This is a genomic window from Bradyrhizobium sp. PUT101 (genome assembly GCF_052043945.1).
In the GTDB taxonomy this organism is placed as follows: domain Bacteria; phylum Pseudomonadota; class Alphaproteobacteria; order Rhizobiales; family Xanthobacteraceae; genus Bradyrhizobium.
In genome coordinates this window covers 2,829,986-2,845,223 of sequence record NZ_CP197207.1, presented here as the reverse complement: position 1 = coordinate 2,845,223, position 15,238 = coordinate 2,829,986, and the positions used below count along the sequence as shown (strand labels likewise).

The 15,238-nt window shown below is 65.5% G+C and carries 14 protein-coding genes; 10 read left to right on the top strand and 4 right to left on the bottom strand.

Going from position 1 to position 15,238, the window contains the following annotated elements:
- Positions 1-7: 7 nt before the first annotated feature.
- The gene (locus tag ACSHT2_RS14080) at positions 8-652 is read right to left on the bottom strand and encodes a cupin domain-containing protein (RefSeq protein WP_440642094.1); all 645 of its coding nucleotides are present in this window, start codon (positions 650-652) and stop codon (positions 8-10) included.
- A 220-nt stretch (positions 653-872) separates the two neighbouring features.
- Between ACSHT2_RS14080 and ACSHT2_RS14075 the strand changes: the two genes are divergently transcribed.
- The 6 genes from ACSHT2_RS14075 (at position 873) to ACSHT2_RS14050 (ending at position 8,792) form a co-directional block, all read left to right on the top strand.
- Complete coding sequence (locus tag ACSHT2_RS14075; protein WP_440642093.1) at positions 873-2,564, top strand: peptide ABC transporter substrate-binding protein; 1,692 nt, start codon at positions 873-875, stop codon at positions 2,562-2,564.
- A gap of 27 nt (positions 2,565-2,591) precedes the next feature.
- Complete coding sequence (locus tag ACSHT2_RS14070; protein ID WP_440642092.1) at positions 2,592-3,542, top strand: ABC transporter permease; 951 nt, start codon at positions 2,592-2,594, stop codon at positions 3,540-3,542.
- 2 nt (positions 3,543-3,544) lie between these two features.
- Entirely contained in the window at positions 3,545-4,420 is an 876-nt protein-coding gene (locus ACSHT2_RS14065) for an ABC transporter permease (RefSeq protein WP_440642091.1), read from the top strand.
- 40 nt (positions 4,421-4,460) lie between these two features.
- On the top strand, positions 4,461-5,789 hold the full coding sequence (locus tag ACSHT2_RS14060; protein WP_440642090.1) for an NAD(P)/FAD-dependent oxidoreductase: 1,329 nt from the start codon (positions 4,461-4,463) through the stop codon (positions 5,787-5,789).
- A 7-nt stretch (positions 5,790-5,796) separates the two neighbouring features.
- The gene (locus ACSHT2_RS14055; protein WP_440642089.1) at positions 5,797-6,723 is read left to right on the top strand and encodes a 2-hydroxyacid dehydrogenase; all 927 of its coding nucleotides are present in this window, start codon (positions 5,797-5,799) and stop codon (positions 6,721-6,723) included.
- 200 nt (positions 6,724-6,923) lie between these two features.
- Positions 6,924-8,792 (top strand): ABC transporter ATP-binding protein, encoded by a 1,869-nt coding sequence (locus ACSHT2_RS14050; protein WP_440642088.1) that lies wholly within the window; start codon positions 6,924-6,926, stop codon positions 8,790-8,792.
- Positions 8,793-8,798: 6 nt separating this feature from the next.
- On the opposite strand, the gene ACSHT2_RS14045 is transcribed toward ACSHT2_RS14050, so the two are convergent.
- Complete coding sequence (locus ACSHT2_RS14045; RefSeq protein WP_440642087.1) at positions 8,799-10,022, bottom strand: polyhydroxyalkanoate depolymerase; 1,224 nt, start codon at positions 10,020-10,022, stop codon at positions 8,799-8,801.
- A gap of 149 nt (positions 10,023-10,171) precedes the next feature.
- On the opposite strand from ACSHT2_RS14045, the gene ACSHT2_RS14040 reads away from it, so the two are divergent.
- A complete protein-coding gene (locus ACSHT2_RS14040; protein ID WP_440642086.1) occupies positions 10,172-10,828 on the top strand; it encodes a glutathione S-transferase family protein in 657 nt (218 codons plus the stop codon).
- Positions 10,829-11,106: 278 nt separating this feature from the next.
- Here ACSHT2_RS14040 and ACSHT2_RS14035 read toward each other — a convergent pair whose 3' ends face one another.
- Positions 11,107-11,331: a hypothetical protein gene (locus tag ACSHT2_RS14035; RefSeq protein WP_024339451.1), complete on the bottom strand. Its 225-nt coding sequence runs from the start codon at positions 11,329-11,331 to the stop codon at positions 11,107-11,109.
- A 184-nt stretch (positions 11,332-11,515) separates the two neighbouring features.
- On the opposite strand from ACSHT2_RS14035, the gene ACSHT2_RS14030 reads away from it, so the two are divergent.
- Positions 11,516-11,872, top strand: a complete 357-nt coding sequence (locus ACSHT2_RS14030) for a hypothetical protein (RefSeq protein ID WP_440642085.1) — start codon at positions 11,516-11,518, stop codon at positions 11,870-11,872.
- A 9-nt stretch (positions 11,873-11,881) separates the two neighbouring features.
- Here the strand turns inward: ACSHT2_RS14030 and ACSHT2_RS14025 are convergent, their stop codons facing one another.
- Positions 11,882-12,985 carry a mandelate racemase/muconate lactonizing enzyme family protein gene (locus ACSHT2_RS14025; RefSeq protein ID WP_440642084.1) on the bottom strand — a complete coding sequence of 368 codons (1,104 nt, stop codon included), beginning with the start codon at positions 12,983-12,985 and terminating at the stop codon, positions 11,882-11,884.
- 172 nt (positions 12,986-13,157) lie between these two features.
- Here ACSHT2_RS14025 and ACSHT2_RS14020 point away from each other — a divergent pair, with 172 nt between their 5' ends.
- Positions 13,158-14,003: a GyrI-like domain-containing protein gene (locus ACSHT2_RS14020; RefSeq protein WP_440642083.1), complete on the top strand. Its 846-nt coding sequence runs from the start codon at positions 13,158-13,160 to the stop codon at positions 14,001-14,003.
- A gap of 250 nt (positions 14,004-14,253) precedes the next feature.
- Complete coding sequence (locus tag ACSHT2_RS14015; RefSeq protein WP_440642834.1) at positions 14,254-15,180, top strand: SMP-30/gluconolactonase/LRE family protein; 927 nt, start codon at positions 14,254-14,256, stop codon at positions 15,178-15,180.
- Positions 15,181-15,238 lie beyond the last annotated feature (58 nt).

The following is a 15,238-nucleotide window of genomic DNA, read 5'->3' as shown; positions in this document are numbered from 1 at the left end:
CTATCGGCTAGACCTGTTCTTGCGACTGCGTCCCACGGTCTTCGCGCAACGTCGTCACCCAGATCGCGCGCGCCACCTGCTGGGTCGGATTGTCGAACATGTGCGGCACGATGCTCGGAAAACGAAAGCTGTCGCCGGCTTCCAGCAGGTGGGCCTGATTGTCGAGCCACAGCCGCAGGCTGCCCGAGAGGATGTAGCCCGCTTTCTCGCCGGTGTGCTGCAGGAAGTCGGTGCCGGAGGAGGCGCCGGGATTGAGCGTGAGCTCGTAGAGCTCGAGCTGGCCTTTGCCTTCCGGGGTCAGCGCTTCCTTGACGACACCGCTGGCAGTGAGCCGCAGCAGCCGCCGGTTGGTCTTGCGCACGATGTAGCGCTGCACGTCGGCGGGATCGCTGCTCTCGAAGAAATAGGAGATGGGAACGTCGAGCGCGATGCTGAGCAGGCGCAGCGTGCGGATCGACGGCATCGCCCGCGCGCGTTCGAGCTGGCTGATCATGCCGGTGGACAGGCCGGTCTTGTTGGCGACGTCCTGGATCGAGAGGCCGGCGCGCTGCCGCAGCAGCCGCACGGTCTCACCCAGGCGCTGGTCGACCGCATCGTCGGCTTCGATCGTCGGAGCGTCTTTCGTGCCGTTCGTATCGCCGCGACCATCCATGTCGCCCTCCCATGCATCATCTCAGCCTGGGGACCGCAGTCCCGTGGCTTTAGTCCGATTGAAAATTTTACGCATATTAGCAATGCGATTGACAGTTGTATTTAGTCGTGATGAAATTTTGGCTGAAAAATTTAGAAGCACTAAAGCCCACTCCTGTCCCTTTGCCGGGGTCTCGGGGGCGCGGGAGAACGGTGCCGTGTGCGGAAACGGAGAGTGGGTCATGGCAGGCGACACCGGCAAGCTCGGCGTTGGGGCACTGCATCTCGGCATTCCGAATCGCCGTCAATTCTTCCAGCTCGGCGCGGGGGTCGCGGCGGGATGGACGCTTTCAGGCAGCGCCTTTGCGCAGACCGAACGTCCCACCAATCCGCCGGACAAGCCGCGCGGCCAGGTGATCGCGGCACTGTCCCAGGAGCCGACCGTCTTTCATCCGTTGATGCCGGGCATCGAGGTCGACCAGGGCATTTGGTGGCAGGTGTTCTCGCTGCTCTGGTTCATCGATCCCGCCGGCAATTTCGTTCCCGACCTCGCCCGCGAAGTGCCGACCATCGAGAATGGCGGCCTGTCGGCCGACGGCCTGGTCTGGAAGATCAAGCTGCGCAACGACGTGAAATGGCATGACGGCACGCCGTTCACGGCCGAGGACGTGAAATTCTCGCTCGAGTTGATCAACGATTCCAATTTCCGCGCGCGCAGCCGCGTCGGCCACAGCCTCGTCAAGGACATCAAGGTCGTCGCGCCCGACGAGATCCATTGGCGCATGGAAGCGCCCTATTCGCCCTACATGTCGATCCTGGGATCGCTGACATTCATCGTGCCGAAGCACATCCTGGAGAAGGTGTCCGATCCGAACGCCTCGCCGTTCCACAACGCGCCCGTCGGCACCGGGCCGTTCCGCTGGGGCGAGCGGGTGCCCGGCGACCACATATTGCTCAATGCCCACACCGGATATCACGGCAAGGGACCTTACGTCGAACGCGTGGTCTTCAAATACATCCCCGATCTCACCGTGCTCTACACCCAGTTCCGCACCGGCCAGGTCGACTACACCGGCCTGCAGGGCATCTTGCCGAACTTCGTCCAGGAGGCGAAGACGCTGAAGGGCCGCAAGGTCTTCGTCTCCTCGACCTCCTCGGTGGAGCATATCGCGCCCAATCTGGAATTCGGTCCCTTTGCCGACCGCGCCGTGCGCGAGGCGCTCTACCTCGCCATCAACAAGCAGGCGATCATCGACGCGCTCTATTACGGCCTGCCGACGCAGACCGAGAGCTTCGTACCGCAGCAGGCCTGGTCGTTTCAGCAGGGCCTGCCGCAGCACAAATACGATCCCGCCAAGGCCAATGCGCTGCTCGATGCAGCCGGATGGGTTCGCGGTGCCGGTGGCATTCGTGAGAAGGGCGGCGTCAAGCTCGAGTTCACCAATTCGACGACGTCGGGCAATGCGGTGCGTGAGCAGACCCAGCAGCTGCTGATCCAGGACTGGCGCGCGATCGGGGCTGCGATGCGCGTCAACAACATGCCGGCGGCCGTGATCTGGGGCGATTTCTGGCAGCAGTCGAAGTTCAATTCGGTGCTGGTTTCCGTCAACTTCATGCTGGGCAGCGACCCCGACGTGACGCCGCGCTTCGGCTCTGGCGCCATTCCCGCCAAGGGCGGCCGCGGCTACAACACCTATCAGTACAAGAACCCGGAGGCCGATCGCCTGCTCGCCGACGGCGCCAGGCAGTTCGATCTCGCCCAGCGCAGGACGACCTATGGCGAGCTGCAGAAGCTGATCCGCAACGATCTCGCCATCCTGCCGCTGTTCCAGGGCTTCATCGCCGAAGGCGTGAAGGAAGGGCTGCAAGGCTTCCGTCCCAACATCAACACCTCGATCAACTGCTGGAACATCCGCGAATGGTACTGGGCCTGATGTCTCAGGCCCGCTGGATCGCCTGAGATGGCCCGTTACGTCGTCAACCGCCTGGCGCAGGCGATCATGCTGCTGGTGATCGTCTCGGCGATCGGCTTCGCCATCCTGCATCTGGCGCCCGGCGGTCCGCTGTCGCAGTTTGCCGTCTCCGGGCAGATGACGCAGGAGGATCTCGACCGCGTCACCAGGCAGCTCGGGCTCGATCGCCCGCTGCCGATCCAATATCTCGACTGGTTCGGTCGCATGATACGGGGCGACTGGGGGCGCTCCTATCGCGACGGCGAGGCAGTGCTGTCGGTGATCTCCTCGCATCTCGGCGCCACGCTGGAGCTGATGGCGACGGCGACCATCATCGCGGTGCTGCTCGGCTGCTGGATCGGCGTGCTGGGCGCGCTGCGCCGCTATTCGCTGTTCGACACGCTGGCCACCGTCGGCGCCATGGTCGCGCTGTCGATCCCGACCTTCTGGTTCGGTCTCGTCACCATCTACGTCTTTTCGGTCAAGCTCGGCTGGCTGCCGGCCGGCAACAGGCAGACCATCGGCGACGGCTCCTTCCTCGACCTGCTGCATCATCTGATCGCGCCGGCAATGGTGCTGGCGCTGGTCGAGACCGCGATGTGGGGCCGCTTCATGCGCTCCTCCATGCTCGAGGTCATCAACCAGGACTACATCCGCACTGCGCGCGCCAAGGGCATGCCCGAGTGGCGCATCCTCACTGTCCATGCGCTACGCAACGCGCTGCTGCCGATGATCACGGTGGCCGGCCTGCAGTTTCCGACGCTGCTCGGCGGCGCGCTGGTCGCCGAGACCGTGTTCACCTGGCCCGGCATGGGCCGGCTGTTCCTCGATTCCATCGGCTATCGCGACTATCCCGTGGTGATGGGCATCCTGATGTTCTCGGCGACGATGGTGCTGATCGGCTCCCTGCTCGCCGACATCCTCTATGCCGTCGTCGATCCGCGCATCCGGGTGGGCTAGCGATGACGGCTGCGACCCTCTCCACCGTTCAGCTTGCGCCCGGCCAGGCCGCGTGGCGTCGTTTTCGTCGCCACCGGCTCGCGCTCGCGGGCGCGGTGATCATCCTCGTTCTCGTCCTCGGTTCGGCGTTCGGCCCATACCTGCTGCCGTTCGACGACACCTACATCGACATCATGAAGCGGTTTGCGCCGCCGCTGTCCGGCGCGCATATCCTCGGCACCGACGAGCTCGGTCGCGACGTGCTGGCGCGGCTGATGATGGGCGGTCGCATCTCGCTTACGATCGGCATCGTCGCGATGGTGATCGCGATGGCGGTCGGAATTGCCGTCGGCGCCTTCGCCGGCTTCTATGGCGGCGTGGTCGGTGCGGTCCTGATGCGGCTTGTCGATGCCGTCTTGTGCTTCCCGACGATCTTCCTCCTGCTGGCGCTTGCCGCGCTCACCGAGCCCGGCCTCGTCACCACCACCGTGTTGATCGCGGCGACGGCCTGGATGGCCGTCGCTCGCGTCGTCGAGGCCCAGGTGCGGTCGCTGCGGGAGCGTGAGTTTGCGGTCGCTGCGCTCGCCTTCGGCTCGTCGAACCTGCGGATCATGTTCCGCGAGCTCGTGCCCAATGCGATCGCGCCTATCGTGGTGGCGGCGACGCTGAACGTGGCGAAAGCGATCCTGCTCGAATCCTATGTCAGCTATCTCGGCTACGGCATCCAGCCGCCGGCGGCGAGCTGGGGCAACATGCTCAACAACGCGCAGATCTATCTCACCAGCGCGCCGTGGCTTGCGATCGCGCCGGGCCTCGCCATCACGCTGGCTGTCACCAGCTTCAACTTCCTCGGCGACGGCCTGCGCGATGCGCTCGACCCGCGAATGAACATCCCATGACGAGCCAGGTCTCGTTCGAACTGAAGTCCAGGAGTGTCCCATGTCCCCGCCGCTCAACCGTATCAACAGCGATGAACGCCTGCCGGCGCAGGTGGACGTCGTCGTCATCGGCGGCGGCGTCATCGGCGTCTCCTCGGCCTATCATCTGGCGAAGAAGGGCCTCTCCGTCGCCCTGGTCGAGAAGGGCCATGTCGGCGGCGAGCAGTCGAGCCGCAATTGGGGCTGGTGCCGCCAGCAGGGTCGCGCCCGCGAGGAGATTCCGCTCGCGCGCGAGGCGCTGCGGCTGTGGGAAGACATGCAGAACGACGCCGGCGTCGATGCCGGCTTCCGCCGCACCGGCGTCTTGTTCCTGACCAAGAACAAGGACGAGCTTGCGAGCTGGGAGCGCTGGGCGGCGGTCGCACGCGAGATGCAGGTGCACTCAACCGTGCTGACGCCGGCCGAGGTCGCCGAGCGCATGCCCGGCAATACCGACACATGGGTCGGCGGCCTGCACACGCCGAGCGACGGACGCGCGGAGCCGTCGATGGCGGTGCCCGCACTTGCGACCGCGGCACGCAAGCACGGCGTCACCATCCACCAGGGCTGCGCCGCGCGCGGGCTGGAGACGCAAGGGGGGCGCGTCAGCGCCGTCGTCACCGAGAAGGGCACGATCCGCACGCAGGCCGTGCTGCTGGCGGGCGGCGCGTGGTCGTCACTGTTCTGCCGCCGCCACGGGATCGAGCTGCCGATCGGCCTCGTCAACGCCACCGCGTGCCGGACCACGCCGGGGCCGGAGATCACGTCAGGCGCGCTCGGTACCGATTTCTACTGCATCCGTCGCCGCCTCGACGGCGGCTTCACGCTGGCGCTGCGCAACCGCGGCACGGTCGAGCTGTCGCCGGACCTGTTGCGTTACGCCTGGACCTTCTGGCCGACCTATTTGCATCGTCGCGACGGATTGAAGATGTCGTTCGGCAAGTCGTTTTTCGACCAGCTCATGCGCGGCACGAACTGGAGCTTCGACAAGCCGTCGCCGTTCGAGGTCGAGCGCGTGCGCGATCCCGCACCCGACATGTCGCTGGTCAATTCGGCGCTGGCCGCGCTGATCAAGGCGAACCCTGAATTGAAGGACATCGAGATCGCGGAGGCCTGGGGCGGCACGATCGACTGCACGCCGGATACGATCCCCGTGATCTCGGCGATCGATGCGCTGCCGGGCTTCTTCCTCGCCACCGGATTCTCCGGCCACGGTTTTGGCATCGGCCCCGCGGCCGGCAAGCTTGCCGCCGACATCGTGACCGGCGCGACGCCGCTGGTCGATCCCGCCGCCTACAGCCACAAGCGCATGATCGACGGCCGCCGGCTCGCACCGGTCAGCCCGTTCTGAGGGCGGCATGACGGTTCTCTACAAGGCCAACATGGTTCGCGGTGCCGAGTGGGCGCGCTTGTTCGCGGAGCGCGCGCCCGACGTGCCGTTCCGGCTCTGGCCCGACATCGGCAATCCCGCCGACGTCCGCCATCTGGTGGCATGGGTGCCGCCGGACGACATCGCGACGACCTTTCCCAATCTCGAACTGGTCTTCTCCGTCGGCGCGGGCGTCGATCAGTTCGATACCACGAAAGTTCCAGCGCACATTCCGCTGGTCCGCATGCTGGAGCCCGGCATCGCCGAGACCATGGTCGAATACGTCACCATGGCCGTGCTCGGCCTGCATCGCGATCTCCTTCACTTCATCAGCCAGCAGGAGCAGCAGGTCTGGCGCGAGATCCGCATCACGCCGGCGAAGCGGCGGCGTGTCGGCGTGATGGGGCTCGGCCAACTCGGCCAGGCCGTGCTCGAGCGGCTGAAGGCGTTCAGCTTTCCGCTATCGGGCTGGAATCGTTCGCCGCGCGAGATCGAAGGCGTCACCTGTTATGCGGGCGCGGATACTTTGCCGGAGTTTCTGGCGCAGACCGACATTCTCGTCTGCCTGCTGCCGCTGACGGACCAGACGCGCGGCATTCTCGATGCCGACCTGTTCGCGCGTCTGCCGTGCGGGGCAGGGCTCGTCAATGTCGGCCGTGGCCCGCATCTCGTCGAGGCCGATTTCCTTGCTGCACTCGACAGCGGCGCGCTATCAGGCGCGGTGCTCGACGTCGCCGATCCCGAGCCGCTGCCTGCAGGACATCCGTTCTGGAGCCATCCGCGCATCCTGCTGACGCCGCACAATGCCAGCATGACGACGCCGGATACGGCGGTCGATTTCGTGCTCGACGTCATCGCCCGTCACCGCCGCGGCGAGGAGCTGCCGGGGCTGGTCGACCGCACGCGTGGATATTGAGGCGCGATGACGATGGGAACGTTGGTGCAGCTACGGGCGCAGTTTACCTCTCCCGCTTGCGGGAGAGGTCGGCGCGCAGCGCCGGGAGAGGGCTCTCTCCTCTTGGGGGTTCTCGCTTGCGGCGACACCCTCTCCCCAACCCTCCCCCGCAAGCGGGGGAGGGGGCGCACCTTCTCCCCGGCAGGTGGCGGGGGCCTCGCATGAGCATCGCGGCAAACATGTCGAGCCAAGCCTCCGCCAACGCACAGTCTCCCGTGCTCTCGGTCTCCGGCCTCACCACCTCCTTCATGCTCGAGCGGCAATGGATACCCGTCGTCCGCAACGTCTCGTTCGATGTCGCGCCGCGCGAGACCGTGGCGATCGTCGGCGAGTCCGGTTCGGGCAAGAGCGTCACCGCGCTCTCGATCATGCGGCTGATCCCGCAGGAGATCGGTCGCGTCGAGGGCCGCGTCATGCTGGCTGGACGGGATCTGCTCGCGTTGCCCGTGGCGAGCATGACCAACATTCGCGGCAATGACGTCGCCATGATCTTCCAGGAGCCGATGACGAGCCTCAACCCGGTGCTCACCATCGGCTTCCAGATCGCGGAGGCGCTGATCCAGCATCGCGGCCTGTCGCGGGCAGCCGCCGAGGCGGAGACCATCCGCCTGCTCGATCGCGTCCGCATCCCCGCAGCGAAATCCCGCTTCCACGAGCATCCGCATCGTTTCTCCGGCGGCATGCGCCAGCGCGTGATGATCGCGATGGCGCTGGCCTGCAAGCCGAGGCTATTGATCGCGGACGAGCCGACCACCGCGCTCGACGTCACCATCCAGGCACAGATCCTCGAGCTGTTGAAGGAGCTTCAGCAGGAGGAGGGGATGTCGATCCTCTTCATCACCCACGACATGGGAGTGGTCGCCGAGATCGCTGACAGGACCGTGGTGATGTATGGCGGGCAGGCGGTGGAGACGGACGCGACCACGCGCGTCTTCGCCGCACCGTCGCATCCCTATACCCGTGCGCTGCTCGCCGCCGTGCCGCGCCTCGGCTCGATGGACGGACGCGCGCGGCCGATGCGCTTTCCGATCGTCGACAAGGTGACGGGCACCTCGGACGAGCCGGTGGAAACGCCCGACACCGTTTCGACGGCCGAGCGACCGCTGCTCGAAGTCGCGGGCCTCACAACGCGCTTTCCGATCCGCTCCGGATTGTTCGGCAAGGTCTCGGGCCGTGTCCACGCGGTCGAGAACATCTCCTTCACCTTGCGCGCCGGCGAGACGCTGGCGCTGGTCGGCGAATCCGGCTGCGGCAAGTCGACGACGGGCCGCTCCCTCCTGAGGCTGCTCGAGCCGGACAGCGGTACGGTCCTGGTCGACGGCCAGGACGTGCTCGCCATGAACGGCCGAGCTTTGCGCGATTTTCGCAAGCAGATGCAGATCGTGTTTCAGGATCCGTTCGCGAGCCTCAATCCGCGTATGTCGGTGGGAACGGCGATCGCGGCCCCGCTGCTCGCCAACGGCCTTGCCACGGCAGCGCAGGCCCGCGACAAGGTCGCCGATCTGCTCGTCCGCGTCGGCCTGACCGCCGACATGGCCGCGCGCTTCCCGCATGAGTTCTCCGGCGGACAGCGCCAGCGCATCTGCATCGCGCGTGCGCTCGCGCTCGGGCCGAAGCTGATCGTCGCGGACGAGGCTGTCTCCGCGCTCGACGTCTCGGTCAAGGCGCAGGTCGTCAATCTGATGCTCGACCTTCAGGCCAGCATGGGCCTTGCCTATCTCTTCATTTCGCACGACATCGCGGTGGTCGAGCGCATGAGTCACCGCGTCGCGGTGATGTATCTCGGCGAGATCGTCGAGATCGGCCCGCGCGCCGCATTGTTCGGCAATCCGCAGCATCCCTATACCAAGAAGCTGATGGCCGCCGTGCCGGTGCCCGATCCGTCGCGTCGCGGCGTCCGGCGCGAGGCCTCGAACGACGAGATCAGAAGCCCGGTGCGCGCGCCGGACTACCAGCCGCCTCGCCGGCAATATCGCGAAGTGTCGCCCGGTCACGTCGTCCAGGTCTGGGGCGAGGAATGGTCGGCCTGAGACGCCTCACGAATTGACGTGCACGAAATCGCGCAGCAGCGGATAGATCTCGTTGTTCCAGCGCTTGCCCGAGAACACGCCGTAATGGCCGACGCCGGCCTGCATGTGATGGACGCGCCGATAGGCGCGTACGCCGGTGCAGAGGTCCTGGGCGGCGAGGGTCTGGCCGATCGAGCAGATGTCGTCCTTCTCGCCCTCGACCGTCATCAGGCCCATGCGGCTGACGGCTTTGGTGTTCACCGGGCGGCCGCGATGCATCAGCTTGCCCTGCGGCAGGAGATGCTCCTGGAATACGTCGCGCACGGTCTCGATGTAGAACTCGGCCGGCAGGTCCATCACGGCAAAATATTCGTCGTAGAACGTCTTGATCGTCGCGGCCTTCTCCTTCTCGCCCTTGGCGATGTGGTTGGCGAGGTCGAGATGCTGCTTGATGTGACGCTCGAGATTCATCGAGACGAAGGCTGTGAGCTGCACGAAGCCGGGATAGACTTTCCGCAAGGCGCCGCGGCACTGCACCGGCACGTAGTTGATCAGGTTCTGCTCGAACCATTCGATCGGCTTGCTCTTGGCGAATTCGTTGACTCTGGTCGGCTGGATCCGCGTGTCGATCGGGCCCGCCATCAGCGTCAGCGTCGCCGGGCGCGAGGGATGGTTGTCCTCGCACATGATCGCGGCGGCCGCGAGCGCCGAGACAGACGGCTGGCAGATCGCCACCATGTGCGGGCGCGGACCGAGCTGTCCGAGGAAGTCGATCAGGTGCTCGGTGTAGTCGTCGAGCCCGAAGCGGCCCTCGCTGCGCGGAATGTCGCGCGGATTGTGCCAGTCGGTGATGTAGACGTCGTGGTCCTGGAGCAGTGTCTTCACAGTGCCGCGCAGCAGCGTGGCGAAATGGCCGGACATCGGCGCCACCAGCAGCATGCGCGGCTGCTCGCCCACGCCGTCCTTGCGAAAACGCAGCAGCGAGCCGAACGGCGTCGCGTAGGCGATCTCCTCGGTGACGGCGATCTCGCGGTTGCCGACCATGACACTGTCGATGCCGTAGGCCGGCCGGTCATAGGTCAGGGTGGAGCGCGAGATCAGCTCCAGCGCCGCCGACAGCCGGCCGACGACCTGGTCTGACCTGCCCTGCGGCACCAGATTGAGGAATTTGAGCGCCGACGAAGCTCCTGCGCGCCATGGCGCCGTCAGGTCCATGTGGTTTTGAAAGGCCTGATAAAACATCGACATCATGCTGAAACGCCCATCCGTCCCGTGCTGCCATGCAATAAGGACGCCAGACGGCAGTTTGGGTCGCCGCAGAATTGGCACGTCGCTTGCTGCTCATGACACGGGAAGCACAGAGCGGGCCGGGCTGAAGTCGGGACCAGGGAAGAGGCCACATGGCGAAGGCGACACTGACCATCAGCAGCAAGAACTACTCGTCCTGGTCGCTGCGTGGCTGGCTGCTGACGAGATTCTCCGGGCTCGATTTCGAGGAGATCGTCACCGCGCCGGACGATCCGTCGGCACGCGCCGAGATTTTGCTGCTGTCGTCCTCGATCCTGGTACCGTGCCTGCGGCACGAGGGCGCCGTAGTTTGGGATACGCTGGCGATCGCCGAATATCTCAACGAGGTGATGCCGGCCGCCGGCCTGTTGCCGGCCGACCGCATCCAGCGCGCCCATTGCCGCTCGATCTCAGGCGAAATCCATTCCGGTTTCACCACGTTGCGCGCCTCGCTGCCGGTCAACCTGAAAGGACACTTTCCGGGCTTCAAGATCTGGTCGCGGGCGCAGGCCGACATCGACCGCGTCTGGTCCATCTGGCGCGACTGCCTGGAGAAATCGGGCGGCCCCTTCCTGTTCGGCGCGCAGCGCACCATGGCGGATGCGATGTACGCCCCGGTGGTGACGCGCTTTGTGACCTATGACGTCAAGCTCGAGCCGCGCCTGAAGGCCTATGCCGATACCATCATGGCCATGCCAGAGATGCAGGAATGGATCGCGGCGGCGAAGGAGGAGCCAGCCGAGATCGAGGAGCTCGAGGTCGAATATTAGGCAGGTGTTGAGCGGCCCTGCCTGTTTCGGGGGCGGGCCCTCTCGCGGCGGCCCCACAGCGATACCCTTGCCGCGATTAACCTTTGGCGCCGGTGACAGGCCCGGGCTTTCCCGCATGGTGCGCAGATATTGTACGCGCCTGCAGAACCGAGTCGACATCTAGCCGTGAACAGGTGCGTACACGGCCTCTCGGCTGATTCGGACGCGATTCGTTCGGGCCGCGTTCCGAAGGTTAAGGTGGAGCGCGGCGCCGTCGCATTTTGAAACAGAGACCGCTCTCAGGCGGCCCCGCGTTGCTTCACGCGCGGCAGGCGCCAGCCGATGACGGTTGCTTCGACCGCAATGCCGGCCTCGTGGTTCTGCCAGCGTCCCTCGACGTAGCGGCAGGCGAACGGAAGCTGATATGTTCCGCTGTGATCCTCGCAGAGCACTTCGAGTGGCAGGCCCGGCGGTGGTTCTCCGGCTCCGTCGAATTCCGCCAAACGTCTGTCGCGCGTTGCCATTCCAAAAATCTCCCCTAAACAAAGCCGCGGAAAGAGCGCCCAGTTCTCCCGCGTGCGGATCCTCGTTCCCCGTCCAAGGGAACGGACGCAAGCTCAACGCGAGAATGCGGTACGAGTGTGGTAGCGTTACGCTGCGGCGCGCAAACGGCGCACATTGCCGTGATCGATTGGACGAGGAACTCTCATGCTGCTGCGCAATGCCGGCATTTGTTTCGCGATGTTGCTGCTCGCAGCGCTGGCGCCTCTGGCGGTGTACGCTCAGGACGTGCCCGGCATCGAGATCTGCACGGTCGAGAAGACCATGGAGCGGCGCACCAGCTGCCTCCAGAGCAATGTCGATTTCCTGCAGAAGACGATCACCAAGCTCAGCCTCGATCATCAGCAGAAGCTGGATGCCGCCAATCGCCAGATCGATGCGTTGAAGACGAGCCTCGCCGGCTTGCAGAAGACGCTCGGCGAGCTTCAGGCCGCGCAGGCGAAGACCGCCGAGGACCTGAAGAAGAAGCAGGACGCGCCGCCGCCCAAGGACGCGGCGAAGTAAGCGCGCCGTTCACGCGACGCGATAGCGCTCCATCACGCCACGATCAGGCTCGTAGCCGAGCCCGGGGCCTGTCGGCACCGCGACATGGCCGGTGGCATCGACATCGGTGCGTCCGCTCCAGAGGCAGGCCTCGCGCTTGAGATAGAACATCTCGACCAGCCCGTCGTCGCGCGTCGCGAGCAAGTGCAGCGTCGCCAGCAGGCCGGGGCCAAAATAGGGGGAGTGCGGGACGATCTTGACGCCGAGCCGATCGGCCAGCGCCGCGACCTTCAGGAATTCCGTGATGCCGCCGACCTTGATGACGGAGGGCTGGGCGTGGCTGACCGCGCCCGCATCCATCATCTGGCGGAATTGATATTCGGTGCAGGCATTCTCGCCGGCGGCAACGCCGAGCCCGCCTTTGCTGCGCACCTCGGCAAGCGTGGCAAAGTCTTCCGGTGGCCAGACCGGCTCCTCCAGAAACATTGGCTGCGCGTCCCGGCATGTCTTCGCAAATGCGATCGCCTCCTCGCCCGTCAACGGGCAGTTCATGTCGACCATCAACGGAATGCCGGAGCCGATCGCCTCGCGCGCGGCGAATACTGCAGGGGCCGTGGTCTCGTGCAGCTTGATCGCGCCATAGCCGAGCGCGAGCGCCTTCCTGCATTCGGCGGCGATGTTGTCGGGCGAGCCGATCCGCAAGAGGCTCGCGTAGGCTGGAATGGCCGTGCGCCTGATCTCGCCCAGCAGCCGATGCAGCGGCACGCCTTCGACCTTCGCAGCCAGGTCCCACAATGCGATATCGAGCCCGGAGATCGCGAACATGGTGATGCCGTAGCGGCCGAACAGATGCAGATTGCGCTGGATCTGTTCCATCAGCGCGGGAATGCCGGCCGCATCCGGCACCTTCATCCCGCGGGCCTGCGGCGCGATCATCTCCTCGACGGCGCTGCGCGTGGTGCGGGGGCAGACATAGGCGAAGGCATCGCCCCAGCCGGTCAGCCCGGAATCGGTCGTGACCTCGACGAGGACCATGTCGAGCGCGGAAATCGCGGAAGCACCCTGGCGGAAGCTTGCGACACCGGCGTCATAGGGGATGCGGATATGGTGCGCCCGCACATCGGTGATTTCCATGACCCGGTTCCTCTTTCTCTTGAGCGGTTTCAACGAGTGTAGCCACGAACGCCGGGGCGTTGCCAGTGGCTATTGCCGGACTATGCTCACGCGAAGGACAGCAATGCCGATCAAGCAGAGCGCTGCTGAGCGGCGCATCATCGCCGCGCTTCGAACGAGGGCCTGAACCGCCATGAATCCAGCCCAGCGCGCGCTCTGGTATATCGAGAGCCATCTGGCCGAGCCGATGACGCTCGACGAGATCGCGGCGATCTCTGGCGTATCGCGGTTCCACATCGTGCGTGCGTTTGCCGCAGCCACCGGCCTGCCGGTGATGCGTTACGTGCGCGCACGCCGGCTGACGGAGGCGGCGCGCAGTCTTGCAAAGGGCGCACCCGACATCCTGTCACTGGCGCTGGAGGCCGACTACGGCTCGCACGAAGCCTTCACCCGCGCGTTCCGCGACCATTTCGGCACCACGCCCGAAGCGGTGAGGGCGGCAACGTGCGTGAGCCAGCTCAAGCTTCGGGAGCCGATCCTCATGAACTCCACTATGCTCGACCATCTTGCCCCACCGCGTTTCGAGACGGCAAAGGCCTTCCTGGTCGCCGGCCCCGCCGAGCGCATCTCCTGTGACAACGGCGCCATGATCCCCGGCCTGTGGCACCGCTTCAATCAGGAGGTCGCCGACATTCCCGCGCGGGTCGGCCAAGGAAAAATTCATGTCGCCTACGGCGTCTGCTGCAACGGCGATGACGCCGGCAATTTCGACTACATAGCCGGGGTCGAGGTCGCCGATTTCTCCGACCTGCCGCGCCGCTTCGGCCACATCCGCATTCCCGAGCAGCGCTATGCTGTGTTCACGCATACCGAGCACGTCGCTTCGATCCGACGCACGGTGAACACGATCTGGAATCAGTGGCTGCCGGCATCTGGCCTCAAAGCCGCGGACGCGCCGAACTTCGAGCGCTACGATGAGACGTTCGATCCTGCAACCGGCAATGGCGGTTTCGAGATCTGGCTGCCGGTGAGGGAATAGCAGGATCCGGACCCGAAGGGCCGCGTTAGCGCAAAGTGTGCAGCGGCTTTCCGAAGGGATCATGCTCGAGCGATGACGCAAAGCGCGCTGACCCTCATCGCGCTGTGCAGCGCAACGCTGGCATACCGTCCCGCTTGCTTGGCAAGCCCCGGTGACTTTGTCATAACCGCGGGCAAATCTTGCCTGCGGAGCCCGTGCCGGACATCCCGTGCAAGCCATAACAAGCAGCCGGGAGGGTCCCATGTCCAACATCTCCAACATCCGCGTTCTCGCCAGCGACCTCGAATTTCCCGAAGGGCCGGTCGTGATGCCGGACGGCTCGGTGGTGCTGGTGGAGATCCGCGGCCAGCGTCTGACGCGCGTCTATCCCGACGGCCGCAAGGAGATCGTCGCCAGGATTCCGGGCGGTCCGAACGGCGCAGCGCTCGGCCCCGACGGCAAGATGTACATCTGCAACAATGGCGGCTTCTCCTGGATCCCGACCCGCAACATGATCATGCCGGGCCCGCAGCCCGACGATTATCTCGGCGGCTCGATCCAGCGCGTCGATTTGCAATCCGGCAAGGTCGAGACCGTCGTGAGCAAATGCGGCGCGCATGATCTGCGCGGGCCGAACGACCTAGTCTTCGACAGGCAGGGCGGCCTCTGGTTCTCCGATCTCGGCAAGCGCCGCGCGCGCGAGATGGACGTCGGCGGCATGTATTACCTCAAGCCCGGCATGAGCGAGATCGTGGAGGTCGTGCACGGGATCCTGCCGGCCAACGGCATCGGGCTGTCGCCGGACGAGAACACCGTCTACATCGCGGAGACGCCGACGGGGCGGCTCTGGGCCTATGAGCTCTCCGCGCCGGGAACGCTCAAGCCGCGCGACGTGATCTACCGCGGCGAGCGGGGAAAGCCGATCTGCGGCCTCGGCGGCTACCAGATGTTCGATTCGCTCGCGGTGGAGGGAGGCGGCAATGTCTGCGTCGCCACCCTCGTCTCCGGCTGCATCTCGGTGATCGCGCCCGACGGGACCCTGGTCGAGCAGGTGCCGACCGGCGACCGCGTCACCACGAACATCGCCTTCGGCGGTCCCGAGCTGAAGACCGCCTACATCACCCTGTCCGGCAAGGGCGAGCTGATCGCCATGGACTGGCCGCGCGGCGGATTGCCGCTCAATTTCCTAAACAAGTAAACGGTGCTAGTGACCGTCATTGCGAGCGGAGCAATTACCAGACCCTCACCCTGAGGAG